The following is a 26807-nucleotide window of genomic DNA, read 5'->3' as shown; positions in this document are numbered from 1 at the left end:
GTTGTGGCGACTAGATTATAATAACAGATTTACAATATCGTGTCAACAGTTATTTTTAATCTTTTTAATTTTCTTAGTTACTAAGCTGTAAGAAAATTAAAAGTGCTTGTGTCTCAAGCACTGAATGTATTATATGATATTTTTAAACATTTTGCAACCCCTTTCCCAATATTTTTTAAACAAGCATAACCACCGTATAGCTTGAGAAGAACTATATTGCTCGTTTCTAATGACACCACCAAGGAATGCCATCTTTGCGTAGAACGTTTTGCTATATCCTTATTACCTAAATGCCGAAATGCAGAAACGAGCAACATGTTCCTGAACAAGCATAACCACTGTATAGCTTGAGAAGGAATATGTTGCTCGTTTCCCTTTCACCAATCAAGCATTCTAGCAAAAACAGAATAGCTTCATTAGAGACGATTTCGTGCATCTTTTTTATTATTGGATTTCCAAATTGCCCACAAAGATGTAGCTACACAAATGGATGAGTACGCACCACTGACGAAACCTACGATCATACATAGAGCAAAGTTCTTTGTTGTGTCCCCACCAAAGAAGTACAAGGAACAACATGCGAACAATACTGTGGATAATGTATAGCAGGAACGATGGATACTTTGATGGATACTTGCATTCGCAAGATCTGCAAATGTATCGGTACGCTTATGAGTGTGTGTATTTTCACGAATACGGTCAAAGATTACGACAGATTCATTCATAGAGTAACCGATAACTGTCAAAATCGCCGCCAAAAAGGAGGAATCAATTTCTAAATGGAAGAAAGAGAATATCCCCAATACCATGATAAGGTCATGGAAGATAGCTGCCAAACATGACAAGGCCACACGATACTCAAAACGATATGTAATATACAAAGCTAACGCTACGAAAGCAATTAATAAATTCGTCAATGCATGTTCTGTTACTTCGGATCCAATAACAGCGCCTACTGATTCAATACGCTTTACTGTTCCTTCCGCTAGATTTTTATTTAATGCTGCTACCACAGCTTGACTTTCACTAGCCTCAAGGTTACGAGTACGAATCATTACCGTTTTACCTTCTGATTCAGTAGCATCTGCACCAGATAATTGGATCACTGCATTTTCTAATTCAAAGGCTTTCAAATTTTCCCGTACAGCAGACACCTGTACTGGTTTGCTAAATTCCACTTCTACAATGGTACCGCCTGTAAAATCGATACCAAAGTTAAATCCATACATAAACATGGAAATAATACTTAGAATAACCGCAATGGAGGAGATACTAAACCACCAACGATGACGTTTTATTACATCAAATGTCATTTTTTCTTATCTCCTTTCTTAAATGCTTCAATTGTAACAGATGGAGATATGTTAGAACCATACCAGAATGGACGATTCGTAATTTGTGCTGCAATAAGCATATGCATTAAGGTACGGCTCATGGATACAGCTGTAAACATAGATACAATAACTCCTAATGCCAAGTTGATGGCAAAACCTTTTACAGGGCCACTACCAAGAACAATGAGGATCACTGCTGTAATCATAACGGATGTATTCGCATCAAAGATTGTATCAAAAGCACGACGGAAACCAGATTCCATGGACATACGCAATGTTTTACCTTCCACCACTTCTTCTTTGAACCGTTCAAAGATTAGGATGTTCGCATCCACGGCAACCCCCATACTGAGGATAATACCAGCTACACCCGGCAAGGTCATGGTCGCATTCAAAGCATGCGGCCCTAAGATTGCTACCAAAATTAACACAAACACCAATAAAGCGATAGTTGCTACGAATCCAGACAATCTGTATAAAACAAGCATAAATACAATGATTAAGGCAATACCAACACCAAAAGCTACGACAGATTTATCTTTAGAGTCTTGACCTAAGGTAGGACCAACGGTACGCACTTCCATAACTTCTACTTTTACAGGCAATGCACCAGAACGTAGTAAAATAGCTAAGCTTTTCGCTTCTTCCAAGTCACGGCTACCAGTAATACGAGCACTACCACCAGTAATTGGTTCGTTGACCACTGGATTTGTCAATTGCTCACCATCCAAATAAATGCCGATGTGACGACCAATATTAGCTGTTGTTAAGGCGCCAAATTTTTTCGCCCCTTCATCTGTTAATTGGATATTAACGGATGCTTGTTTACCTTCTAATTGTTCTTTTGCATCTTTTAAGTCATTACCATCTAAATGGACTTTTCCATTTTCATCACGGAACTCAAGAACCGCCGTTTTACCAACTGTTTCGATGGCTTTTTGCGGATCTTTTTCACCAGGTAATTCGATAATGATACGTTTTTTACCTTCTCGTTGAATGATAGGCTCAGTTAAACCCATTTCATTAATACGACGGCCTAAGATTTGAATAACCCGTTCTACTGCATCATCTGTAACCACGTTAGGGCCAGAATCTTGCGCTTCTAATACAATGTGAGTACCACCTTGTAAATCCAACCCTTGTTTAATGGAGTTAGCAAGTGGTCCAATGAGCCAAATAAATAGGCCTAAAATCACTGCTACTACGCCGAAAAAGCGTAAAGCTGCTTTTGTGTTCAATGGATTCCCTCCTTTTCTTTATAACAATGGATACTCTCTGATGGGGTCACAATGGTATGCATCCACTCATCATGAGGTGCCATGGGTAACATTTCTTCTGAAATTTGATTATCCCAGGCTATACCGATTCGGTTCTCTACAGCAATCTGTTGTAAGTATCGGTCATAATATCCAGCTCCCATTCCCATGCGGCCACCTCTACGATCAAAGGCTAAACCAGGAACGAGAATACAATCCAATGTTTGAGGTTCTACAACTACATACGGTTCTTTAGGAATCCGTATTCCCAAAGCTCCCCTATCAAGGTCCTCTAAACTCTGTATGCGAACTCCTACCATTTCTGTCTTCGTCACACACACAGGCACATATACATACTTACCCTGTTGCAACGCTTTTGTAATCAACATATCTACATTGGCTTCTTTAGGCATAGCCAAGTACGCCATAATATGCTCTGCATCAGATATTGTAGGAATAGACCAAAGTCGATCAGCTAATTGTTGAGACCAAATTGCAACCTCTTGGACTTGTACATTGCGACGACGTTCTAAAAACTTCTTACGCAATGCCGTTTTATCCATTACTTCTGTTCCTTTCCAAGAACTTGAGCTATGGCTGTACGAGCAAATTTCATTTCCACTTTTTCAGACACTTGTAACACTAATGTATCTTCTGTTAAGGAAACAATTTCACCATAAATACCACCAACAGTCAATACTTTTTGACCTTTTTTAAGGCTGTTCAATAACACTTGACGTTGTTTTTGTTGTTTCTTTTGCGGACGATATAACAAGAAGTAGAAAATCACGACCATAATCAACAACGGTAAAATCGCTTGCCCTGTTTGTCCTTGGAAAAATTCTAAGAAATCCATAAGTCCTCCTATTTAGTAAAATACTGCCAGAACTCTTCGCGGAATGCTACAAAGCGATCCTCTAGGATAGCTTTACGCATTTGACGCATAAATTCTAGTAAGAAATATAAATTATGATACGACACCAATCGGAAAGCCAAAATTTCTTCTGCCTTATATAGATGTCGAATATAAGCTCTTGAATAGTTTTGGCACGCATAACAGCCGCAACCTTCTTCAATCGGACCCCAGTCACGCATGAAAGAAGCATTGCGTAAATTCAATCGCCCTTTCCATGTCATGGCCATGCCATTCCTCGCTACTCGTGTTGGATATACACAGTCAAACATATCTACTCCACGAGCTACCCCTTCCACTAAGCAGTCAGCAGTACCAACACCCATCAAATAACGAGCTTTATTGGTAGGCAACAATGGTGTTGTATATTCTAGTACTTCATACATCAAATCATGTGGTTCCCCTACCGAAAGGCCACCAATGCTATACCCTTCAAAGTCCATATCCACTAACTCTTTAGCACTTCTTTCACGAAGGTCTTTATACATACCACCTTGAACGATACCAAACATGCCTTGATTCTTAGAACGACGTGCTTCTTGGCAACGTTCTGCCCAACGTGTGGTCCGTGCTGTTGATGCATCAGCATATCGATGATCCGCAGGATATGGAATACACTCATCGAATGCCATCATAATATCAGAACCTAATTGTTCTTGTACCTTAGTGGCCACTTCAGGAGAGAGAAATTTTTTCGACCCATCTAAATGGGATCTAAAATTAACCCCTTCTTCAGTAATCTTGCGCAATTTGCCCAAGCTAAACACTTGGAATCCTCCACTATCCGTTAAAATAGCTTGATCCCAGTTCATAAATTTATGCAAGCCTCCAGCCTCTTCTACTAGTTCTGGACCTGGGCGCAAGAATAAATGATAGGTATTACTCAAGATAACTTGAGAGCCCATCGCTTTCAGCTCCTCTGGGGCTAATGTTTTCACCGTCGCCTGTGTCCCAACGGGCATAAACATCGGTGTTTCATATGTCCCATGAGGAGTATGCAATAACCCTGCCCGTGCACCTGTGTGGGGACATTGTTTTTGCAATTCATATCTAATCGCCATATACACACTCCTTTATTACTTCTGTATTATAACACAACTTTCAACTTATCGAATGAACATTGCGTCACCAAAGCTAAAAAATCTATATTTTTCACGTACCGCCTCTTCATAGGCCTCTAGACAATGCTCTCTACCAGCTAAGGCACTAATAAGCATGAGTAAGGTAGACTGTGGCAGATGAAAGTTAGTGATCAACGCATCTACCATCTTGTACTCATAGCCAGGATAAATAAAGATTTGAGTCCAATCAGAACCACTCCTTACATGACCTACCTCGGTCGCTGCTGATTCTAATGTACGCACCGATGTAGTTCCTACGGCAATCACTCTTCGTCCTTCCGCTTTGGCACGATTCACCAGCTCTGCAGTTTCTTCTGACACGTGATAAAACTCTTTATGCATATCATGGTCTTCAATGGATTCTGCCGACACAGGGCGGAATGTACCTAACCCTACATGTAATGTAACAAATCCAACTTGTACCCCTTTGCGCTGAATTTCATCCAATAATTCCGGTGTAAAATGTAAGCCTGCTGTGGGGGCTGCTGCGGATCCTTTTTCTTTGGCATATACCGTTTGGTATCTATCTTTGTCTTCTAGTTTTTCATGGATATACGGAGGCAATGGCATTTCACCAATATCATTAATAATCTCATCAAAATTACCGTTCGGCTTAAATTGAATCAGTCGACCGCCAAAATCTGTATGGTCTATAACCTCAGCCTCTAGATTAGGACCAAAGGATAAGAGTTGTCCCTTTAGACATTTTTTCCCTGGCTTTACCAGACACTCCCAAAGATGTTCTCCTTTGGGCGTCAACAGTAGTGCTTCTACCTTGCCACCTGTCCCTTTACGTTCTCCATACAAACGAGCAGGGATGACCTTAGTGTTATTAAAGATTAACACATCCCCTTCAGATAGTTCATCTAGTATGGAGTGAAAGGATGCTTTATGGCATATCTCTCCACTTACCTTGTCCAAGGTCATCAATCGCGACGTATCCCGTGGTTCTACCGGATGTTGCGCAATGAGCTCCTCAGGCAAGTCATAATTAAAATCAGATACTTTCATACTATTCCTCATTAATTGTACAGTTTCGTAAGTGCCGTACCTTGGTAATAATGTTGTAAAATCACTTTATAATAATCAGGCTGGCTTGCCTCTTTTCGGCTAGCCATTTCCGCCGCTCCCCACTGTGAAAGTCCCAAACCATGTCCCCAACCATATCCATGAATTGTCACAGTCTGATTCACTTTACTAAACGTATGGTTAGCTTTTACAGAAGCCCCCTGAATCCGACTCGGCGGTGTTTGTCCTACATAAAAATCAAATAAGGTGGACTTTAAGCCAAATATCCCTTGCACCTGTTCTCCTGTAAGCGATATAGATCCCTTTTCACCTACAAATTTCATTGTTTTTACACGTCCTGAAACCCCTCGATCTTGTACTTTCATAGGTCGATCTGCCAATGGAGATAATTCAATTTTCTGTAAGTACCCTACCGATTTGCTAGCTGCTGCTAATTTTTGTTCTATACTTTGACGGCTGGTAATGACATTCCATACGGTTGTACCCTCATGATTCGAGTAATCTTGCACCCCTTTTAAGTATGGCAAATCATTACCCCATAGGTTTACGCTATCCTCTGTATAGCCACCTCCATCGGAATGAAAAAGAGCATTAATCGGTTGACCCTGATAAGTGAGAACCATACCATGTGTACGTTTTACCGCTGCATTTGTGCTTACAAACTCACTACTTTTCCCTCCATATACTTGGTCAGCTGTAGTAGTTCCAATATCATACATACTATTTTGTTTGCTCTTCATCGAGTGCAAGGCATAGGTCCTAGCTGCCACTGCTTGTGCTTCTAAGGCCGGCGTAGGCCAACTAGGTACCACTTCTTCTGGTACTACACCTTGTACATATTGTTCTAAGCCCAGTACATTAATAACACTCATAGATCCTGATGCATTAACATGTACTGTCACAGCACCTCGATAGGTTTTCCCTAATGTTTGCAATTCAGATCCATATCTGCCTTGTGTATTTTGAACAGTAATAGACTTATCAATACTATGTCCATTTATATGTACTGAACCGCCTCCACTCGAAACTGTCACAGTCTGATTTTCTTTTATAGTTTGCACTTGATGTCCATGGCTATCTAGAATAACTATAGGCATAGTACTACTAATGGAAAAAGATTGTGATCTATGCCCAAGCAACACTCGTATCACAGGCTCTCCACTAGAACCTTTCTTGACCTCTTGTACAACATTAGATACTCTTGTTTGTTTGTCAATGTTTTCTTGCGCTCTGATTGTCTCTTGAGGCGTTGTTTTCGTCGCTTTAGTCACTTTAGCAGCAGGCTTAAAAATTACCCGTTTTGATGCTGCCGAATCTTTTCTTTCATTCGGTTTCACAAAAGTGGCTTTCACTGTTGTACGTTTCGGCGCTTCCTTTTGTGATGCTGCTGCGCCTACAAAAGGTGCACTTCCTAATACAGCTGTTATAACCGCTATCGCCACATAGCGATATCCTACCTTTCTCATGCATCCACCTTTCTAGGGATTCCCAAGTGGTCATAGGCAGCAGGAGTGACGATACGCCCACGATTTGTGCGCGCCAACAAACCAAGTTGCATCAAATATGGTTCATACACATCTTCAACACTTTCACGTTCCTCACTCACAGAGGCTGCAATCGTATCCACCCCTACAGGCCCACCATCGAATTTTTCAATGATAGTGCTTAAAATGCGTCTATCTATACGGTCTAGACCTAGCTTATCAATATCTAATCGCTGTAAGGCCTGATCTGCAATTTCTTTTGTAATCACACCATCACCCAATACTTGTGCTACATCACGAACACGTTTCAACAAGCGATTCGCAATACGAGGGGTTCCTCTAGAACGACGAGCGATTTCACTAGCCCCTTCTGGATCCATATGAATATCTAAAATATCAGCAGAACGGCTCACAATAAACTCTAGCTCATTTTGCTTGTAATATTCTAAACGGCTAATCACACCAAAGCGATCACGTAGCGGTGCCGCCAAAGATCCTGCTCGTGTTGTGGCACCAATCAGCGTGAATTTAGGCAATTCAATGCGCACCGATCTAGCACTCGGACCTTTACCAATAATGATATCTAAAGCATAATCTTCCATAGCAGAATATAGCACTTCTTCTACAGAGCGAGATAAACGATGGATTTCATCGATAAACAGTACATCTCCCGGCTGCAAATTACTCAATAAAGCTGCCAAATCGCCAGCTCGTTCTATGGCTGGTCCAGAGGTAACTCGGAAGTTTACGCCCAATTCATTAGCAACAATTCCTGCCAAGGTGGTTTTCCCTAACCCTGGAGGTCCATAGAGTAAGACATGGTCCAAAGTATCTCCTCGCAGCTTGGCCGCTTCAATAAAAATATGAAGATTCTCCTTTGCCTGTGTTTGTCCAATATATTCTTTTAAATAGCGAGGACGAAGACTAAATTGCCAATTGTCTTCCTCCCGTTCTTGCATGGTTACAATTCGATTTTCTTGATCCATTCTTATCGCCCTTTACCCAATGCCGCTAATACTTGTTTTAATAAGACTGGTACTTCTTGTGTGCCATCGTAAACTTCTTGGATTACCGGCTGCACTTCTTGTGCGCTGTATCCTAATGCCATAAGTGCTTCTAGCACTTCTTCGGTAGTACCTACAGGCACTTGTTCTACTGGTGAAATTCTTCCCGTTGGTGTGAAAGTTCCTGCAATACCGAGGCTTTCAATTTTATCTTTTAACTCTAGCACCAATCGCTCTGCTGATTTTTTACCAATACCAGGCAATTTCTGAAGACCTTTTGTATCACCACTAATGATGAGTCCTACAAAATGTTCTGGACTTATGGCCGATAAAATGCCAAGACCCAATTTAGGTCCCACTCCTGATACGGAGATGAGCAGTAAAAACAACTCATAATCTTCCATCGTCAAAAAGCCATATAACTGAATAGCATCTTCACGAACATTAGTATACGTGAATAAACAAGTTTCTTCACCTACTTGCAACTGACTTTGCACTGAACTAGGTACGTACACACGATAGCCCACATCATGGACATTCACGTACACCGAATCTAGCAATCGATGGGTGACAACCCCTTTTATATATGCAATCATAAACTCCTCACAATTGTAAAATTTGCTTCAATGTATCTGTATGGGAACTATGGGCTGTACAGATAGCAATCGCTAAGGCATCAGCCGCATCATCAGGCTTAATTTTTTCACGAATCCCCAATAAGTTCATCGTCATATACGTGACCTGTTCTTTTGTAGCTTTCCCATAGCCCACCACAGATTGTTTCACCTGCAATGGTGTATATTCGTAAATTGGTAAGTCTTGTTGACTCGCCGCCAATAACGTAACACCTCTCGCTTGTGCTACGCCGATACCCGTCGTTACATTGCGGGCAAAGTACAATTTTTCTATACCAAACTTTTGAGGGCGAAATTCTTCTAAAATATCGCTTAGTTCATTAAATATAATTTCTAACCGGCTTGCTTCTGGCGTTTTTGCCTCTGTGGTTATCACTCCATAGGTAACAGGTTTTAAAGAGCTTCCTATGACATCGATGATACCATATCCACAAATCGCATAGCCTGGATCTATTCCAATAATTCGCACGCTATAACCTCTGATTTCTTTTCATTGTTCCAATCATTTAATTATAGCAAATTTATAGAACATCTGCACCTATAGTATCCCTTTTTCTAATAAGCTTACATAGATGCCATCACCAATAATGATATGATCCAACACAGGGATACCCATCACTTCTCCAGCTCTAGCAAAAATTTTAGTCACCCGTACATCATCATTACTCTCGGTAGGATCTCCTGATGGGTGATTATGCATCAAAATAATAGCCGCCGCATTGGCATCGATAGCTTGACGGAATACTGCTCGTTGCTCCGCCGTACTACTAGTTAACCCTCCTTTAGAAATCAGAACAGGCTTAATCAATTTATTTTTTACCGTCAGTAATAAGACATAAAAGTGTTCTTCTGTTTTATGACGAAGACGTTCCATCATGTAATTAGCTGCCGCCTCCGGAGTGCTAAAATCTTCCCAATCTCGTTTCACTTTCATCTGTCCTAGACGTCTGCCCAGTTCGATAGCCGCACAAATAGTCACCGCCTTGTCTTGCCCAATGCCATCAATTTCTCGCAAAGCATCTATCGTAACATTGTTCAAGCCTCCTACCAATCCTTCCATGCGTTTCACCACTTCATGAGCCACTTCTAAGACGGTGGAACCTTTGCATCCTGTACGCAATAAAATGGCTAATAATTCTTCCAATTCTAACGCTTCAGCTCCTAAGGCAATGAATTTTTCTCGTGGCATTTGATATGATTGTAAATCCAACATAATTCCTCCAACATTTGAAAGTACATCCTTTAGCCCTATAAACGACAACACGCCACACTCCAAAGAGTGTGACGCATCACTATGTACCCATCGTGGGCACTTATATATCTTTCTTTATACTATAAATTCGCTATAGATTAGAAAAATCCTTTTATTTTCTTCAAACTTTATCCAAGTTCTCTCACAGATTCCACCTCGGTCGAGGTCTAATGATAACAATCAGCTTAGGGTAAACTCCCTTTCTAACCTATACTAAGAAAAGCTTATTCTTTCACATCCTCTGCACCCGCTTGACCTTGCCCATATACATTGGCTGCATAGATCGCAAAATCTTCTCCATGTTTGAAAGCATCTTCTCTTAGGTACGCATGAAAGACAACTTGGTCTTCTTTCACCTGTATCAAATTCGGTACATGCTGCGCTAAAACATCAAACAACTCTTGTTCTGCTTTTAATAACACACGGCCATGTTTTAACTTTTTCCCTTCTACCACTGAGTAAGCTAAGGCCCATACAGGGCGATCATCAGTGGACGATAATTTACGATATTTATAGCGAAATTTCAATGGGGGCATCATGGATTGTTTAAATTGGTAGACCCCGTTGATCATTGCATACGGAATGACCATTCGTTTCTTTCCTAATAAGCCTACCTCATCAATGATGAGATCCGATTCGGTCAACCTAAATGTATAGGTCCCCACTGCCTGCGATACAAGGACAAATAGAATCATTCCTTCTATTAATATTTCCGCTAAGGCTATACTACCTAACTCCACATAGCGCCATACACTATATGCCAACGCACCCAATGCTATCACAATAAATACAGTAACTAATGCAATGCCAGCTTTGGATCGTTTCGATTGTTCTTGATATTGTATAGACATGATCTCATCCTTTCATCAACAGTATCATCATCCTACTGTTAGAATAACAACCGATGAAAGCATTTGTCAACAAAAAAGAGCCCCCTCATAGAGGAGACTCTTTCACAAGTAATCAAAGATTACCAGTTTTTCATCACTAATGGAGCTGTAATACGTTTTGTATCACGAGCGATCATGATTTCTTCATTTGTAGGGATTGCAAAGATTTTAACTTTGGAACCTTCTGCACTGATTTCCGCTTCTTTACCACGAACATTGTTGCGTTCAGGGTCAATACGAGTACCTAAGTATTCTAAACCATTGCAGATTGCGTCACGGTTGCCAATACCATTTTCACCGATACCAGCTGTGAATACGATAGCATCAACGCCACCCATAACAGCCACGTAAGCACCGATTGTAGCACGTACTTTGTAATGGAACATATCCAATGCTAATTGAGCACGTTTATTGCCTTCTTCAGCAGCTTCTTCGATAACGCGGAAGTCATTGGAAACGCCAGAAATACCGAATACACCAGATTTTTTATTCATGATAGCATCGATTTCATGGTATGTCATATCCCATTTTTCCATCAAGTAAGGTACGATAGCTGGGTCAATATCACCACAACGAGTACCCATGATTAAACCGGACAATGGAGTGAAACCCATGGAAGTATCGATGGAACGACCACCTTTGATTGCAGTAACAGAAGAACCATTACCTAAGTGACAGGATACGATACGAAGATCGGACATGTGTTTACCCATCAATTCAGCTACACGTTGTGCCACATATTTGTGGGAAGTACCATGGAAACCATAACGGCGAACACCTAAATCAGTGTATGCTTCGTATGGAAGACCATATAAGAATGCCTCAGCTGGCATTGTTTGATGGAATGCTGTATCAAATACACCAACTTGTGGTACATTTGGCATAATTTTTTGGCATGCTTCGATACCTTGGATATTTGGAGGATTGTGAAGTGGAGCGATTTTTGCGCATTCTTCCAAAGCTTCCATCACTGCTGGTGTAATTAATACGGAATCAGCAAATTTTTCAGCACCATGTACTACACGATGACCTACAGCGTCGATTTCATCCATGGAACCAATCACACCATGTTCTGGATCAACTAAAATATCCAATAAGACTTGTAACGCCACTTTGTGGTCAGCTACTGGTTCGATGCGTTCTAATTTGTCAGCATCTGGACGGCGATGAGTGAAAATAGCATCATCGGAACCGATTTTTTCAAATTGACCTTTCGCCAATACAACTTCATGCTCCATATCAATTAATTGATACTTCAAGGAGGAGCTACCGCAGTTTACAACTAAAACGTTCATGTCTTATCCCTCTTTCTTAGTAACTTGAATGTGCCCATTCACACGTTGATTGATTTCTTCTCCTTGTGGGGAACTATCACTGTATGAATAGCGTATATTCCACAGTACACCTTTATTAATGAAAGTATACTGAGTAAACCTAATTTTTTGTCCATTAGCACCTGCTAGCATCGTAGATTTCACAGCCTGTACGCCGTCCACCTGCACTTGCTTTTGGTCCCATGGTATATTAGCACCCGTTTGGCCTAATTCTTTCACCAAAGCTTGTTGTCCTAATTTTGCGCCCTCTTCTAGCGTTGGCAATGGTGCTCCTGTAGAAGCCTGTGTAGCACTCACATAGACACCATAATTTTTATCTAGTCCTGCATAGATGGTCAAAGGTTGTCCCTTTTCATTAGCTGTAATTCTATCCAACTGACCGAAGTCAAAAGGAGAATCCACAATCACTTCAGATTGACCTACATTGATGACTTTCTGACCAAAACTATAGGTATCGATGGCTTGTTGACTACCACAGCCACCCAAGAACAACACCATCCCTAAACCAAGGGCTATGATATATTGTTTCATATAATTACCTCTAATAGACACATTTTCTACACCCAATTATAACATTAAATTCACGTTTTTTTCTACCCTTTTTTACGACTTCTTCCATGCATAGCACTTCTATCGCATATAACTATTGCGCATATCAATCAAATAGATAGTCTGTTATACTATACATAAGAGGAGGTACTAAACCATGAATACCATCGGAATTATTGCAGAATATAATCCCTTTCATAAAGGGCATGCACACCAACTAGAAGGGTTACGACAAAAGTATCCAGAAACAACCTTGCTCGTTGTGATGAGTGGCGACTTTGTGCAACGAGGGACACCTGCCATATTTTCTAAATTTCACCGCGCCCAATGGGCTCTTATGGGTGGTGCTGATATTGTGTTTGAGTTGCCGTCTATGTTCGCCGTTAGTTCTGCAGAATATTTTGCATCCGGTGGTGTCAGATTATTACATGCCCTAGGGTGTGACGCTATCTCATTTGGTGCCAGCCATACACAAGTAGAGGAACTTGTATCCGTTGCCGAAGTTCTTGATCATCCTAGTACGCAAGAATCGTTGCGTACTCTTTTAGGGCAAGGGTACTCCTATGGTACCGCCTTACGTAAAGCAATCCAGCAGTATTATTCACTAAGTACCTCAATGAATACCAATGATACCTCAGGCAAAAACACATCTGAGAACAATTCATTAGAAACCTCAAACGATATGTCTATATTAGGCTCTGACCCTAATACTATCCTAGGTATTGAATACATACGTGCCTTACATCGCCATCACATCGAGTTAGACATCATTCCCGTGGAGCGTACTAGCTCCCATCACAATCCAACCTTAGATGATTCATTTCCATCTGGTACAGCCTTACGAAACGCTATTTATTCCTCTAAGCAAACCTCTTCTAGTCTATTCCGTTCTCAGGACAAGCAGCAAGTATTGGATACTGACTACCCACCTTATGCCTCATTAGGAATTGATTCATCTATCTCATTAGATGAATTAGGTATCGATACCTCTTCTTTAGAAGAAGACCCTTTCAAGTGGCATCACTACTTGCCCCCTATGGTAGCACCTCTCGCTATGGACATTGTAGAATCCAACTATTATACTAACTTAGAGCGCTATTATGACATGATTCATTTCGCTAGCCGTGTATCAAGCAAAGAAGATTTGCAAACTCTACAGGATATGAGCGACGGTTTAGAGGAGGCATGGCTCACTGCGAGTGCCCTCGCCTCTTGGGAGCAAGCCCGTGAAAGTTTAAAATCAAAACGCTACACCTATGCTCGTCTCGATCGTATCGCTACCTACAGCCTATTCCGTCGCACCAAAGAGATATTCCAAAAGTGCCACCAACAAGGACCTACCTATGGGCGACTGCTCGCTTTCAACGACCGAGGTCGTCAATATCTAAAAGAAAAGCGCGCCTCTATCCCTATCGTCCAAAAATGGGCTCCTTTTTGCCAAAGTGCAACAGGTACTACTAAAGTACTGTGTGAGCAAGATCAACTAGCTAGTAAACTATGGCGAATGACTGTAGATAATCCTAATTATCGAGGTAGTCATTATGATTTCACCACCAGTCCTATATATGTATAAAACCACAAAAGTCCCCTGTACTAAATGCATCACTGCACTCAGTACAAGGGACTTTTCTATTACAACCATTCTGGAGGATCTACGATCATCTTACCACCTTCAATATCAATGGTTAATACCACTGTTTTCAAAGCTGGTAATAATAAATCTGGCTCCCCCTCTTTAGCGACTACGTACACATCGTTTGCACCAGGTTGTAGTACTTCTTTTACAATGCCTAAATCATTACCTTCTGTATCTTCTACGGCAAGGCCTTCGATTTCAAAGATATAATATCTATCTTCTGGCAATTCCACCAAATCTTTTCTTGGCACTTTAATTTCTTGCTTACCTAAACGCTCCACAGCTGTGCGATCAGGTAACTCTTTAAAGGTAGCCAAGATAAACTGTTTATGAAATTTTGCAGATGTAATATGGTATAGTTGACCATTGATGTAGCATTCATCCATTTTCATAAACCGCTCAGGAAAATCTGTTCTCGGTAATATACGAACATCGCCCCGCACACCGTGCGGAGCGACGATCACACCGATGGTAATCAGTTCTTGTGTATCCATTATTGACGGAATGCCACAACTTTGCCATCTTCTAGCAAAATTTCAGTTCCCATAAGAGCATCTAAATTATCACCGATTTTCACAGTAATAGTTTGCTCCATTTGACCTTGGGCAATTTCAGAACCAATTTCAAGCTTTTCTGCTTCTTTCAAACGCTCTGCTACTTGAGCTTTGAAAGCTACGCGTTGTTGCTTTTCTTCCTCGATTTGTTGACGCAATTGGATTAAACCTTGTGCATCAATTTTTGCTTGTTCACTTAACAAACGTTTAGCTTGGAATTCGATTTGTTGTAAATCTTGATCTACCATATCCATTTGTTGTTGTAAATCAGCAATAATTTTGTTTTTTAAAGTGTCCGTAACCTTAGACTTAATTGCCACGGGTACGCGTAATGTCATTTCTTCCATGTTACCACCCTTTTAGACAATATCAACGGATATCTTCTTGTTCTCTTTAATAGCCGCTGCTTTAGCCACAGCGCGAATCGCTTTCGCAATCTTACCTTGCTTTCCAATTACTTTACCCATATCATCAGGAGCGACACGGATTTCATAGACTTCCACTTGATCGCGAACTTCCATAGTAACAGAAACGGCTTCAGGTTGCTTAACTAATGATTGAACAATTAATGTAATTAATTCTTGCATCACAGTACGCCTCTCTATTAATTATTTTTTAGCGTCAGCAAATTTTTGCATAACACCATGTTTTTTGAACAAGGAGCGAACAGTATCAGTAGGTTGTGCACCTTTACCCAACCATTCTAATGCTTTCTCTTCGTCAATATTAACGATTGCTGGGTTTTTAGTAGCATCGTATTGACCTACTGTATCAACTGGACGACCTTCGCGTGGAGCGCGGGAGTCAGCAACAACGATACGATAGAAAGGAGCTTTTTTAGCACCTAAACGAGTTAAACGGATTTTTAACATTCTTCTTTCACCTCCTTAAATAGAATATTATCCCATGAACGGTAATTTAGGGAACATCCCCTTCTTACCTTTGCTCATAGACTGCATCTGCTTCATAAACTTACGAGCATCCTCGAACTGTTTAATCAGTTGATTTACTCGCTGCACTGTAGTGCCAGATCCTGCCGCAATACGTTTGCGCCGAGATCCATTCAATATATTAGGATTTGTACGTTCTGCCATCGTCATAGATTTGATGATAGCTTCAATTTGACGTACTTCTTTATTATCTAAATCAAAGCCTGCTAATTGGTCTTTCAATTTTCCCATACCTGGTAACATGCCTAAGATATTTTGCAAGGGTCCCAATTTGCGTATTTGGTTCATTTGTGCTAAGAAATCATCTAAGGTAAAGCTATTTTTGGCCATTTTCTCAGCCATTTTTTTCGCTTCTTCTTCATCGATAGAACTTTGCACATTTTCAATCAATGTTTTGAAATCGCCTAAATCAAGAATACGAGATGCCATACGATCTGGATGGAATACTTCTAAACCATCCATTTTTTCGCTAGTACCGGTAAACTTAATTGGCGTACCTGTGACAGCTTTAATGGAAAGTGCTGCACCACCACGGGCATCGCCATCCATTTTCGTTAGAATGACACCATCAAGGCCTAGGTAATTATTAAATGCTTCGGCTGTGCCTACTGCATCTTGCCCAATCATGGCATCCACCACTAACAAGATTTCATGCGGTTTTACTTCACCCTTGATATTAGCTAGTTCATCCATCAAGGTTTCATCAATGGCTAAGCGACCTGCTGTATCGATGATAACAATGTCTTTGAATAAGCGTTTTGCCTCTTCAATACCCGCTTTAGCAATCTCCACAGGATTCGCACCTGGCGTTTCATTCGCAAATACAGGAATATCGATTTGAGCTCCCACTACTTGCAATTGCTTAATCGCTGCTGGACGATACACATCGGCTGCTACTAGCATTGGATTCTTGCCTTGTTTACGAAGATGTACAGACAACTTACCAGCCGTAGTCGTTTTACCTGCCCCTTGTAAACCTACCAACATAATGATTGTGGGAGGTTTCGGAGAAATCATAATACGACTTTCAGTGCCACCTAATAACTCGGTTAATTCGTCATTCACAATTTTAATGACCGTTTGCGCTGGGTTCAAAGAACCAAACACTTCCTCACCCAAGGCTTTATCCTTGATACGGGCAATGAAATCTTTCGCTACTCCAAAGTTTACGTCAGCTTCTAACAAAGCAAACCGAACTTGTCGTAACGCTAGGTTAACATCTTCTTCAGAAATTTTACCTTTTCCTTTTAAGGATGCAAAGGCTTCTTGTAATTTATGTGTTAAATTTTCAAAAGCCATACTAGCCCTCCAATTGTGTTAATAATGATTGAATCGATTCAGATGTAATGGCAGCAGATACTAGCTCTTCTCTAATCTGTTTCACAATCTTTCGCCGTAGTAAATATTGTTCAATGAGGTGCAACTTTTGTTCATACCCCTCCATACTAGCTTTTGCTCGTTCAATATTATCATGAACAGCTTGCCTAGAGATATGCATTTCTTCTGCAATTTCACCTAGTGACATATCATCTTCATGATGTAAGGCATAACACTCTCGTTGTCGCTCCGTCAGCAAAGATCCATAAAAATCTAACAACAAACTAATTGTCATTCGTTCTTCCATGGGCCCTCCTTCTAAGCGTTTTGAAAGTATTATCTGTCAAGCAAAAAATATTTACACCCTATGTTACCAATATTTACCTAACTTGTCAATAGTTGTAAAGTAAATTACCTTTACACACAAAATAATCTATACCACAACATCTTATATTTTGTATTGCATCGCGTCTTATGGTAACTCATTTTTTATATTTTGTTTCCTATTTTCGAGCATACATGTTTCACCTATTCCTCAACAGGTACTGTAATTTTAGATAAATAGTCTTCACGTTTTGTCTCTGTCCAATAATTCCGTACTGGTTCTATATATACGGAACCTGCAATTTGTAATCCCTCATAAGATAAATAACTACTTACTTTATCGTACATCCACTGAGCCTGTTCTTCATAAAGACCTGTATAAAACATTTCTAGATACATCCCTCTAGGACGAGTAACAATCTCCATGTCTCCTTCATAATCAAACCCTACATCTGTACAATAATGGCTGTACTTGATGATATCTCCCTGTTCATAGTCTTCTCCATCGATAGCCATACCAATTTGAATAGCTTTAAAAGGCACTTCCTCTATAAGCCTAGCTTGATGTTCTAATAAAGTAAACAACTTTTTCTTTCCTTTTTCTGTTGCATCATAAGGAGTTAGTGCATAGAAAGATTCTTCTTTCATACCAAAGAACAATCGATTTTTAGGTATTTTTAAATATCGTTCTAAGTTAAATAAAGTTCTCTCTAAATTCATTTTATTTGTATATAAATCATTAATCTCCCGATCAAAGCCATAGCGTGCATCTTCTAATAAGGTTTTCAACATATGCGGACCTCGATGTTCCACATAATCTTGAATATCTTTCAAGGATAGATTTAGTTTTTTTAGGGTCAAAATAATCTCTAATCGATAGCACTCTTCTAATGTGTAATAACGGTATCCATTATCTTCAATTTTTGCTGGCAGAAATAGTCCTAATTTTTCATAATATAAGATCGTTTGTTTTGATATGCCATAAATTTTCGACACATCTCCAATCGTCATATAAATATTTCGCATAGATACTATCCTTTCTACTGTATTTCCAACAGGCATTTAGGTCTTCTAACAGGTTACTACATTTAACACGTTTAACACATTTAACACATCTAACCCCTGTAATGCCTTTTACACTCATATTGCTTATAATACATTTACAATATTTGCAATCTCTGTATTATCTATAATCTTTATAATACTTCTTTTATTTCATTTCTTGTAATACATAAGTATTTTGCCAAAACTAAACTATAGGTATATAGTTTTAACTACACCTATACTATAGCATAACTATGGGCTTTTTAATATATTGAGTTTCATTCATATATTTTTATCTATTATTAAATTAATTCTCATAAAAAAGTCTAGTCCAGAACTTTTTAAGTTCTATAAACCTTATACTATCAATGGTTAATGACAGATATGAAAAATTTTTAAAATAATTCTTTTTATTGGTTGACTCTACCACAACCATATACTTTATTATAATAACAGAGGACAGGTATTAGATGTACAGGAGTTCTCAATGAGCAAGTTAATAAGTATAAACTATATTGTAAAAGGAGGCTATCCCTATGGCATGTGGACACAAAGGTCGCGAATTTTACGCGAACGATCCAGAAAAATTAGCACGCTACGATATGGCAATGCGTCATATTGAAGCAGCTCGTGAAGAAGGTCAATCTTCCGAGGAAATCCATGCTATGTTCAACCGCATTATGAGCGGCAACACAGCTGGTAAATGTAAGCACAAAAAAGGTTGATTCAAATACGTACGCCCATACTATTAGAATATACCCCAACCTTTGAGTGAAATAGATAGGACGATGTCCGAAACAAAACCCCAACTCTTCTTCCCTTGAGTTGGGGTTCTATTTTTGTGTTAAAACTATTACTGACCACGCTTATATACATAATTCCAGCATTTTGTATAATATCCACAAAAAGGACTATAGCAAATCGTACCTAGTTCGTATTTGTTATAGTCCTTTTCTATTGTATGGCATACAGTGAATATTCATGTAAGCCCTATTACATAGATATTACAATAAAGTTATGAACTTCTCCGGATCATCATATAAGCCAATGATTACACTTTTGCACGTTTTAACCGCAATGCATTGCTCACCACCGTAACAGAGCTAAATGCCATGGCGGTTCCGGCAATGATAGGGCTCAAATACCCTATGGCTGCCAATGGAATACCAATGCAGTTAAAGATCAATGCCCAGAATAAATTTTGTTTAATATTTGTCATCGTTTTACGACTAATCGTCACGGCTTGTACTAAGGTGCGCAAATCATTTCGCACTAATACGATATCCGCCGCCTCTATGGCTACGTCCGTACCATGACCGATACCAAATCCAATATCTGCTAGCGCTAAAGCTGGCGCATCATTGATACCATCTCCCACCATGCCAACGGATTTTCCTTGACTTTGTAATGTGGCGATGGTATTTGCTTTATCTTGTGGCAGTACTTCCGCTACTACGTGAGTAATTCCTGCTTGGGCAGCTATATAGTTCGCTGTGCGCGCATTGTCTCCTGTGACCATCCACACATCGATGCCTTGCTCTTGTAAAGCCTTTACAACCTCAGGAGTTTCTGGACGCAATGTATCTGCTACAGCCCAAATACCGTGTACTGTGCCGTCTACTAACAAGACGGATACAGAATTACCTTGTTCTTCCAGACTGTGGATCTCCGCTTGCCATGGCGTGATATCAACACCTAGTTCTTGCATCCAGCGAGTATGACCAACCCGAATCAATTTATCCGCTATACGTCCTTCCAATCCTTTTCCTGGAATATCTTGAAAGTCTTTCACGATCATTTGTGGCACGCCTTTGCTAGCACCGTATTTAGCAATGGCTTGTGCAATAGGGTGAGTGGATCCTTTTTCAAGATTCACTGTGAAAGCCAAATTATACATTTCATCACCTGCTGTATATATCACTTTCGTAACAGATAGCTTTCCTTCCGTTAAAGTCCCAGTTTTATCCATGATGATGGCATTGATATGACCTGCTTTTTCTAAAAATTCTGCGCTTTTAATAAGCACACCATGTTCTGCCCCAAGGCCTGAACCTACCATGATGGATGTGGGTGTCGCCAAGCCCAAGGCGCACGGGCAGGCAATTACAAGCACAGCTGTGCCATATAATAAAGCTTCTCCTACCGTAGATCCTAATACAAAATACCAAATAATCATGGTAAGAATGGCAATACCGATGACTACCGGCACAAAATAGGATGCTACCACATCCGCGATACGCTGAATGCTCGCTTTAGATGCTTGTGCTTGTTCCACTACTTTGATGATTTGGGATAACATAGTTTCCTCCCCAATAGCAGTGGCTTTCATAATAAATGTGCCCGACATGTTAACTGTGGCGCCTATGACTTGACTAGACTGACCTTTTTCTACAGGTACGCTTTCACCTGTCAGCATAGCCTCATCCACTGTGGAATGACCTTCTAAAATAATTCCATCTACTGGCACTTTTTCGCCGGCCCGTACTTGGATTTTGTCACCTAGGACAATCTCCTTCGTAGGAATATCCATCCACTCCCCATTGCGTTCCACATGGGCCACGCTAGGTTGTAATGCCACTAATTTTTGAATAGCCTCAGACGTACGTCCCTTAGCAATTTCTTCCAATAATTTACCTAATAAAATAAAGGTAATAAGCCACGCAGAGGTTTCAAAATACACATCATGATTCCCTACTGCCATTTGATAGATACTAAATCCGTACGCTACGGACGTGCCTAATGCTACGAGCACATCCATAGTAAGCGTGCCACTGCGAATCGCCGCAAAAGCGCTAGTATAAAAAATCCAGCCCGCTCCAAATTGAGCGATCGTAGCTAAGACTAATTCAATTTCATGAGATAACATCGGCCAATGCCATAAATAGTGACCCATCATGGATACCATCATAGGGATCGCCATGAGAGCTGCCACACCTAAGCGAATATATTGCCCTTTATGAGATGGTTTTTCTACCTTCATATCCGCATCAGTAGCAATGTGTGCTTCAAAGCCAATCTTTTCAATAGCAGCAATGACCTCTGCCGCACCTATTGTGCTACCTTCTGTATACGTTACGGTTCCTTTATTGGTGAGCAAATTGACTTTCACATCTTCTACACCATCTAATTTGCTAACTGCTTTTTCTACACGCCCTACGCAAGCAGCGCAGTGCATGCCAATAATAGAAAATTCTTCTTTACGCATGATTCCTCCTAATGATACATAGTTCTATATGAAAGATACCTATATTTATTACTATGAATATATTAACATATATCCAACCTTTTTCATAGTATATACCCTATACAAATTTAACAGTATATTTCTTATACAAATCTTGCAGTATGTGGCTTACACCGATTTGATAGCTATCGATTGTCTAACCCACCGTATTTACACAAACTATTGTATCCTGTCCGTGTTACGCTGTCCGATTATACAGATCTAACACTCTATATTTCGTATAGCAACAGTGTTCCACTAACTTATGTTATACTATAGATACACAAGGATTGTAAACTAATATTTATTATTCATATACAGGAGTTTCTATGTCAGATATCCCCCAATCTTATATCACTATAGCCAATGAGTTTAGAACTGAATATATTATCGAAAAGTCACGTTTCATTTCTACTATCGCTCCTGTTACTACTGAAGCAGAAGCACAAACATTTATCCAACGTATATCCAAAGAATTTTGGGATGCTACTCACAACTGCACCGCCTATGCTATCGGCCCTCGCCAAGAACAACAGCGTTCCTCTGACAATGGAGAGCCCTCAGGGACGGCAGGAAAGCCGATGCTAGAAGTATTAAAAAAAACAGGCATTACAAATGTAGCTGTCGTGGTTACTCGTTATTTCGGAGGTATTAAGTTAGGTGCAGGAGGACTCATTCGTGCGTACTCTCATAGTGCAGCTAAGGCTGTCCAAGAAGGGGCTAAACTACTTATTGCACCTCGCCAAATTGTGACTATCTCCATAGATTATTCTAACTTTGGAGCCATAGAGCGCCAACTACAAACTCTAGGGCTTCACTATACAGCATCGTTTACAGATCTAGTATCTATTGAAATCTATGTAGAACCAGAAGCTGTGACCTCCTTAGAAGCTGATTTGACGAATCTAACTGGTGGTAACTTAACTTGGCAATTGCAAGATGTTCGTATGGTAGAATTGCCCTATACCACAAATATATCTGAAGAGTAAGGGTTACATCTCACATATACACGACAGGTAATCATCAAATAAGACTTCTGATTTAAACCTTTTAACTAAAGGATACTCAGTTTCTAACATAAGCAACAAAAAACCACGGTGTCTTCCTTCACCGTGGTTTTTTGTGCTTCTTGTTGGAGTCCTCTATATAAAGGGAAAGTACGCTAAATTAATGGCTGCAGCATTCTGCTACAAACACTTCTACAACTTCTTCATCTTGTAATTCAGAAGTCCAAGGATGTGGCCAGCCTTTAATGCTATTATCTTTACATTGACTTGCTTCACATGCTTCTAAACGATGTTTTTTTAAATTTTCTATCCATGCTGTTACTAAACTCATATTAGTTACTTCCTTCCTTGTCATAACACTCTACTCTTCCAGTTAAGTGTACTCTTATTGCATGTCTGTAGTATACAAGAGTCCAAAACATTTGTGAAATGACAGATAGTTATTATCTCATAAACTATTTTTTATAATACTTTTTATAGTATTTTTATTAAATCAAATTTAATGATAACTAACAAGCATATTAGATATAACTTTTTGACGTTTATTTGACGATTTTTGATAAAATAGAAAACAAAAAGCACACATGTATAACATATGTGCTCTTGTCCTGTGGCGGAGGATTAGGGATTCGAACCCTAGCGCCGGTAACCCGACCTAACGATTTAGCAAACCGTCCTCTTCAGCCTCTTGAGTAATCCTCCATGATACTTACTAAGAATACCATAGAAAGATTCAATTTGTCAATTCTTTTTTAAAGTTCATAGCCAACTTCTACAACTTCTACTTCTCCAGAATTTGGATGCATCATTAATCCATGAACTGCCACATCTTTGGGTATCAACGGATTCATTCGAAGCATGCTCACCGTTTCTTGTACATTATCTACTGGGTGAGAAAATCCATCGGCCCAATGCTCTAATTCGTGACGCACCATTTGAATCGCCTCAGGTGCTACACCACGCGACAACATGGCTGTAGTCAAACTTTCAGAAGTAGTTTTCGCCATACCGCACTCATAATGACCGATCACAAAAATTTCAGATACTCCTAGCTCATAGATGCAAACTAACAAACTACGTACCACGCTATCAAACATACCTGAAATGGAGTTACCCGCCGATTTAATCACCTTTGCATGACCCCGTTCAATGCCGAGAGCCTGCTCCATAAAGTTTACTAATCTCGTATCCATACACGTCAAAATCGCAATTTCACGAGTTGGCACCTTACTTACTGTTGGTGGCTCATCCCCATGTTCTTTGGTCGTACTGTCTAGAAATTCTCGATTATGTCGTAATATTTCATTTAATAAATTCATCAGTCACCTCACATAAAATTATCGAATTCGTTTTTTATAATGTTGTGAATTACCTTGCTGTTTCCAACCTACACGATCACCAATAGACATCACTCGACGAGTTAAACACTCTTTACATTGGTCTGCATTATCATCCACACATGGCTTATTATCATATAATAAATACTTCGCACGATGCTCTGGTACTGTAATGATAGGCATTAAGATATTCGCTCCAGCCGCCAATCCTTTTTCACGACCTAGTTTGTCTAAAGCTTGCAATGCTGTGGTAGCTGCAATATTAACATCTTTTAAGAATAGACGTGTTAAGGCAATCATTTTTAATCCTAACTGCACCCGCTCTAGTTTACCCTCTTGTGAGTCTATGCCTAACTCCAAAGCACGTTGCCCTAGAGGAGTATCATGATGTACCACATACGGTCCCATACCAATCATATCGATATCCATATCACGATAGAATAAAATGTCGTTGACAAGATCATCTAGTGTTTGTCCAGGTAAACCAATCATAACACCGGTACCGACTTGAAATCCTACCTTGCGCAAAGATTTCAAGCAATTCACACGTGTCTCAAAGGAGTGTAAGGCATCCTTTGGATGGATCATCTCAAATAAGTCTTTATTCGTCGTTTCAATGCGAAGAAGATACCGGTCCGCACCTGCTTCACGCATACGTCGGTATGCTTCTTCCGATTGCTCCCCTACACACATGGTGATGCCTAGCTCATTGTTGCTTAACTTTTTAATATCGCGAATTAAATCCACCACATAATCTACAAAGGCATCATCCGTACGTTCTCCGGACTGTAATGTTAAAGAGCCATACTCATGGTCGTAGGCCCATTGTGCCATTTTTAATACGTCATCACGAGACATATCAAATCGTTCTGTCTTGCTGTTTTCATGACGGATACCACAATATAAACAGTTTTTGATACAACGATTGGAAAACTCAATGAGTCCACGGTAATAGGCTACCTTATCTACGTAAGCAGCTTTTACCTCATAGGCTTTTTTATATATTTTTTGTAATTCTTCCTCATCCGTAATGGTCATAAGGAATCGTAGTTCCTCTTCCGTTAACCACTCGTCACCGACGAGATCTTTTTGTAAAATACTATCTACTGTCATATTTCCTCTATTAGAACACATGTAATACTTATTATTCCTTACGATAGGCAATGATAATTGACCCATCTATATCTGTAGGCAATGGATCCAATACAAATCCTTTTAATTCTTTTGGTAACTGTGAAAGTTCTGTCACTTGATGTTCACAGATATAATGTGCCAATGAACCACGCATCTGTTTTGACGATGTACTAAGCTGCTTCCACACACCATTACGATGCTCTAAAAATTCTATGGTTACCATCTTAGGATGGTTAATCCATTTAGAATATTCCTTAGATGCCAAATTGAGTATCCAATCTTCCTCACCTACAGCGGCATCCACTAAAGGTTGCCACCAGGCATAGAGATTTGTTTTTTCCTCTTTCAATACAGGATCAATTAAATCCAGCCGATATCCTTTGATACCACTGTTAGGGGCTACTAAGCCATACAAGGCAGACCCTATCCATACATGGGTATTAGCGAATGCTTTTCCTTCCTCTGAAAGTCCATCATAATCAAAATTTTTGAAAGATAGCCCGTTATAGCTAAGCGCTGCCATACCTTCTACTTCTTTGTCATAATGTTGGTAAAAATCATATACTTCATCTAAGACTGTATCTTTTAATTTTAAGGCTTTACCGATCGTTTCCTTTGGTAGACTTTGCATATGTTGTATAATTTGTTCCGTCATATGCGGTGCAAACTTCGGTGCACTCGGAGTACCTTTTATATCTTTTGTTTTACTAGGGGATATAATAATTTTCATAATATTCCTCTACTTAATCAACATTATTATCATTATATATAAAATATCTATCAAGAATACAGTACGTCCATGCAACAGCAGTTGTATCCTACAGTCTTCACGATGGATTCTGTGATTATATCATATTTATTTAGTATACCATACATCGAATAAAATGGATATAGATTCCATCATACATATTTAAGTGTCTATTTTTAATACGCATGATGCATTCCATAATCTTATCATATTCTTTACCTATATTATAGACAAAATCGTTATCCTATCATACCAGGGATATTAGAAGGACTATAAGCAAAGAAAACCCCTCAAACACAAGTGTTCAAGGGGCTCATGACTAGCGGATCAATTATTTCAATTCTACAGATGCGCCAGCTTCTTCTAATTTAGCTTTTAAAGCTTCAGCGTCAGCAGCAGCTACGCCTTCTTTAACAGCAGCAGGAGCGCCGTCAACGATAGCTTTAGCTTCTTTTAAGCCTAAACCAGTAGCTTCACGTACAACTTTGATTACGTTGATTTTGGAAGCACCAGCGTCTTTAAGAATTACGTCGAATTCGGATTTAGCGTCAGCACCGCCAGCAGCAGCACCAGCAGCAGCTACAGCTACAGGAGCAGCAGCAGTTACGCCGAATTTGTCTTCAATTGCTTTTACAAGATCATTAAGTTCTAAAATAGTTGCAGTTTCTAATTCAGCAACGATGTTTTCGATGTTCAATGCCATGATTGATATCCTCCATTTTTGATATATGT

Annotated in this window: 30 protein-coding genes and 1 tRNA gene; 3 read left to right on the top strand and 28 right to left on the bottom strand. The window is 39.8% G+C overall.

Annotation, left to right across the window (positions count from 1 at the left end; translation table 11 throughout):
• Positions 1-416 precede the first annotated feature (416 nt).
• The 14 genes from secF to HMPREF3032_RS03030 form a co-directional block, all read right to left on the bottom strand.
• Complete coding sequence (secF, locus tag HMPREF3032_RS03095) at positions 417-1313, bottom strand: protein translocase subunit SecF (protein ID WP_009353410.1); 897 nt, start codon at positions 1311-1313, stop codon at positions 417-419.
• Positions 1310-2572, bottom strand: a complete 1263-nt coding sequence (gene secD / locus HMPREF3032_RS03090; protein ID WP_062401737.1) for a protein translocase subunit SecD — start codon at positions 2570-2572, stop codon at positions 1310-1312. Before secD ends, secF begins: the two co-directional genes overlap by 4 nt.
• Positions 2569-3153, bottom strand: a complete 585-nt coding sequence (locus HMPREF3032_RS03085) for a 5-formyltetrahydrofolate cyclo-ligase (protein WP_062401734.1) — start codon at positions 3151-3153, stop codon at positions 2569-2571. The genes secD and HMPREF3032_RS03085 overlap by 4 nt, the downstream gene beginning before the upstream one ends.
• Positions 3153-3446 (bottom strand): preprotein translocase subunit YajC, encoded by a 294-nt coding sequence (gene yajC, locus HMPREF3032_RS03080; RefSeq protein ID WP_009353379.1) that lies wholly within the window; start codon positions 3444-3446, stop codon positions 3153-3155. The genes HMPREF3032_RS03085 and yajC overlap by 1 nt, the downstream gene beginning before the upstream one ends.
• 8 nt (positions 3447-3454) lie before the next feature.
• Positions 3455-4564: a tRNA guanosine(34) transglycosylase Tgt gene (gene tgt, locus HMPREF3032_RS03075; RefSeq protein ID WP_062401731.1), complete on the bottom strand. Its 1110-nt coding sequence runs from the start codon at positions 4562-4564 to the stop codon at positions 3455-3457.
• Between the two features lie 45 nt (positions 4565-4609).
• The gene (gene queA / locus HMPREF3032_RS03070) at positions 4610-5635 is read right to left on the bottom strand and encodes a tRNA preQ1(34) S-adenosylmethionine ribosyltransferase-isomerase QueA (protein ID WP_062401728.1); all 1026 of its coding nucleotides are present in this window, start codon (positions 5633-5635) and stop codon (positions 4610-4612) included.
• Between the two features lie 11 nt (positions 5636-5646).
• On the bottom strand, positions 5647-7119 hold the full coding sequence (locus tag HMPREF3032_RS03065) for a SpoIID/LytB domain-containing protein (protein ID WP_231723402.1): 1473 nt from the start codon (positions 7117-7119) through the stop codon (positions 5647-5649).
• The gene (gene ruvB / locus HMPREF3032_RS03060) at positions 7116-8123 is read right to left on the bottom strand and encodes a Holliday junction branch migration DNA helicase RuvB (RefSeq protein ID WP_009353399.1); all 1008 of its coding nucleotides are present in this window, start codon (positions 8121-8123) and stop codon (positions 7116-7118) included. Before ruvB ends, HMPREF3032_RS03065 begins: the two co-directional genes overlap by 4 nt.
• Before the next feature lie 2 nt (positions 8124-8125).
• Complete coding sequence (gene ruvA, locus HMPREF3032_RS03055) at positions 8126-8737, bottom strand: Holliday junction branch migration protein RuvA (RefSeq protein WP_062401725.1); 612 nt, start codon at positions 8735-8737, stop codon at positions 8126-8128.
• 7 nt (positions 8738-8744) lie between these two features.
• Positions 8745-9245 carry a crossover junction endodeoxyribonuclease RuvC gene (gene ruvC / locus HMPREF3032_RS03050; RefSeq protein ID WP_009353415.1) on the bottom strand — a complete coding sequence of 167 codons (501 nt, stop codon included), beginning with the start codon at positions 9243-9245 and terminating at the stop codon, positions 8745-8747.
• Positions 9246-9314: 69 nt separating this feature from the next.
• Positions 9315-9989, bottom strand: a complete 675-nt coding sequence (gene radC, locus HMPREF3032_RS03045; RefSeq protein ID WP_062401722.1) for a RadC family protein — start codon at positions 9987-9989, stop codon at positions 9315-9317.
• Between the two features lie 263 nt (positions 9990-10252).
• Entirely contained in the window at positions 10253-10879 is a 627-nt protein-coding gene (locus HMPREF3032_RS03040; RefSeq protein ID WP_062401719.1) for a YdbT family protein, read from the bottom strand.
• Between the two features lie 119 nt (positions 10880-10998).
• On the bottom strand, positions 10999-12213 hold the full coding sequence (locus tag HMPREF3032_RS03035) for an acetate/propionate family kinase (protein WP_062401717.1): 1215 nt from the start codon (positions 12211-12213) through the stop codon (positions 10999-11001).
• 3 nt (positions 12214-12216) lie between these two features.
• Positions 12217-12783 carry a hypothetical protein gene (locus HMPREF3032_RS03030; protein WP_062401708.1) on the bottom strand — a complete coding sequence of 189 codons (567 nt, stop codon included), beginning with the start codon at positions 12781-12783 and terminating at the stop codon, positions 12217-12219.
• A gap of 175 nt (positions 12784-12958) precedes the next feature.
• Here HMPREF3032_RS03030 and HMPREF3032_RS03025 point away from each other — a divergent pair, with 175 nt between their 5' ends.
• The gene (locus HMPREF3032_RS03025) at positions 12959-14374 is read left to right on the top strand and encodes a tRNA(Met) cytidine acetate ligase (protein ID WP_062401705.1); all 1416 of its coding nucleotides are present in this window, start codon (positions 12959-12961) and stop codon (positions 14372-14374) included.
• Positions 14375-14433: 59 nt separating this feature from the next.
• Here the strand turns inward: HMPREF3032_RS03025 and rimM are convergent, their stop codons facing one another.
• The 7 genes from rimM to HMPREF3032_RS02990 form a co-directional block, all read right to left on the bottom strand.
• Complete coding sequence (gene rimM / locus HMPREF3032_RS03020; protein ID WP_062401703.1) at positions 14434-14931, bottom strand: ribosome maturation factor RimM; 498 nt, start codon at positions 14929-14931, stop codon at positions 14434-14436.
• The gene (locus HMPREF3032_RS03015; RefSeq protein ID WP_062401701.1) at positions 14931-15338 is read right to left on the bottom strand and encodes a YlqD family protein; all 408 of its coding nucleotides are present in this window, start codon (positions 15336-15338) and stop codon (positions 14931-14933) included. The genes rimM and HMPREF3032_RS03015 overlap by 1 nt, the downstream gene beginning before the upstream one ends.
• Before the next feature lie 12 nt (positions 15339-15350).
• Complete coding sequence (locus tag HMPREF3032_RS03010; RefSeq protein ID WP_009353402.1) at positions 15351-15578, bottom strand: KH domain-containing protein; 228 nt, start codon at positions 15576-15578, stop codon at positions 15351-15353.
• A gap of 21 nt (positions 15579-15599) precedes the next feature.
• Positions 15600-15863, bottom strand: a complete 264-nt coding sequence (gene rpsP / locus HMPREF3032_RS03005; protein WP_009353289.1) for a 30S ribosomal protein S16 — start codon at positions 15861-15863, stop codon at positions 15600-15602.
• 27 nt (positions 15864-15890) lie between these two features.
• A complete protein-coding gene (ffh, locus tag HMPREF3032_RS03000; RefSeq protein ID WP_062401699.1) occupies positions 15891-17240 on the bottom strand; it encodes a signal recognition particle protein in 1350 nt (449 codons plus the stop codon).
• A 1-nt stretch (position 17241) separates the two neighbouring features.
• Complete coding sequence (gene ylxM / locus HMPREF3032_RS02995) at positions 17242-17565, bottom strand: YlxM family DNA-binding protein (protein WP_062401698.1); 324 nt, start codon at positions 17563-17565, stop codon at positions 17242-17244.
• Positions 17566-17786: 221 nt separating this feature from the next.
• On the bottom strand, positions 17787-18608 hold the full coding sequence (locus HMPREF3032_RS02990; protein ID WP_062401695.1) for a MerR family transcriptional regulator: 822 nt from the start codon (positions 18606-18608) through the stop codon (positions 17787-17789).
• Between the two features lie 554 nt (positions 18609-19162).
• Between HMPREF3032_RS02990 and HMPREF3032_RS02985 the strand changes: the two genes are divergently transcribed.
• Complete coding sequence (locus HMPREF3032_RS02985) at positions 19163-19351, top strand: hypothetical protein (RefSeq protein WP_009353434.1); 189 nt, start codon at positions 19163-19165, stop codon at positions 19349-19351.
• Between the two features lie 326 nt (positions 19352-19677).
• Here HMPREF3032_RS02985 and HMPREF3032_RS02980 read toward each other — a convergent pair whose 3' ends face one another.
• Positions 19678-21831, bottom strand: a complete 2154-nt coding sequence (locus HMPREF3032_RS02980) for a heavy metal translocating P-type ATPase (RefSeq protein WP_062401692.1) — start codon at positions 21829-21831, stop codon at positions 19678-19680.
• Between the two features lie 347 nt (positions 21832-22178).
• On the opposite strand from HMPREF3032_RS02980, the gene HMPREF3032_RS02975 reads away from it, so the two are divergent.
• Positions 22179-22838 carry a YigZ family protein gene (locus tag HMPREF3032_RS02975; protein WP_062401689.1) on the top strand — a complete coding sequence of 220 codons (660 nt, stop codon included), beginning with the start codon at positions 22179-22181 and terminating at the stop codon, positions 22836-22838.
• A 178-nt stretch (positions 22839-23016) separates the two neighbouring features.
• On the opposite strand, the gene HMPREF3032_RS07570 is transcribed toward HMPREF3032_RS02975, so the two are convergent.
• The 6 genes from HMPREF3032_RS07570 to rplL all read right to left on the bottom strand — a co-directional run bounded on the left by HMPREF3032_RS07570 (position 23017) and on the right by rplL (position 26778).
• Positions 23017-23187 (bottom strand): hypothetical protein, encoded by a 171-nt coding sequence (locus tag HMPREF3032_RS07570; protein WP_156439335.1) that lies wholly within the window; start codon positions 23185-23187, stop codon positions 23017-23019.
• Between the two features lie 280 nt (positions 23188-23467).
• Positions 23468-23558, bottom strand: a tRNA-Ser gene (locus HMPREF3032_RS02970).
• A gap of 50 nt (positions 23559-23608) precedes the next feature.
• The gene (locus HMPREF3032_RS02965) at positions 23609-24175 is read right to left on the bottom strand and encodes a beta-class carbonic anhydrase (protein WP_009353427.1); all 567 of its coding nucleotides are present in this window, start codon (positions 24173-24175) and stop codon (positions 23609-23611) included.
• Positions 24176-24193: 18 nt separating this feature from the next.
• Positions 24194-25306: a [FeFe] hydrogenase H-cluster radical SAM maturase HydE gene (gene hydE / locus HMPREF3032_RS02960; protein ID WP_062401686.1), complete on the bottom strand. Its 1113-nt coding sequence runs from the start codon at positions 25304-25306 to the stop codon at positions 24194-24196.
• Between the two features lie 31 nt (positions 25307-25337).
• Positions 25338-26057: a YaaA family protein gene (locus tag HMPREF3032_RS02955; RefSeq protein ID WP_062401684.1), complete on the bottom strand. Its 720-nt coding sequence runs from the start codon at positions 26055-26057 to the stop codon at positions 25338-25340.
• A gap of 349 nt (positions 26058-26406) precedes the next feature.
• Positions 26407-26778 carry a 50S ribosomal protein L7/L12 gene (rplL, locus tag HMPREF3032_RS02950; protein ID WP_062401682.1) on the bottom strand — a complete coding sequence of 124 codons (372 nt, stop codon included), beginning with the start codon at positions 26776-26778 and terminating at the stop codon, positions 26407-26409.
• Positions 26779-26807 lie beyond the last annotated feature (29 nt).

This window comes from Veillonella sp. DNF00869 (genome assembly GCF_001553345.1).
In the GTDB taxonomy this organism is placed as follows: domain Bacteria; phylum Bacillota; class Negativicutes; order Veillonellales; family Veillonellaceae; genus F0422.
This window is presented reverse-complemented; position numbering and strand designations above follow the sequence as displayed.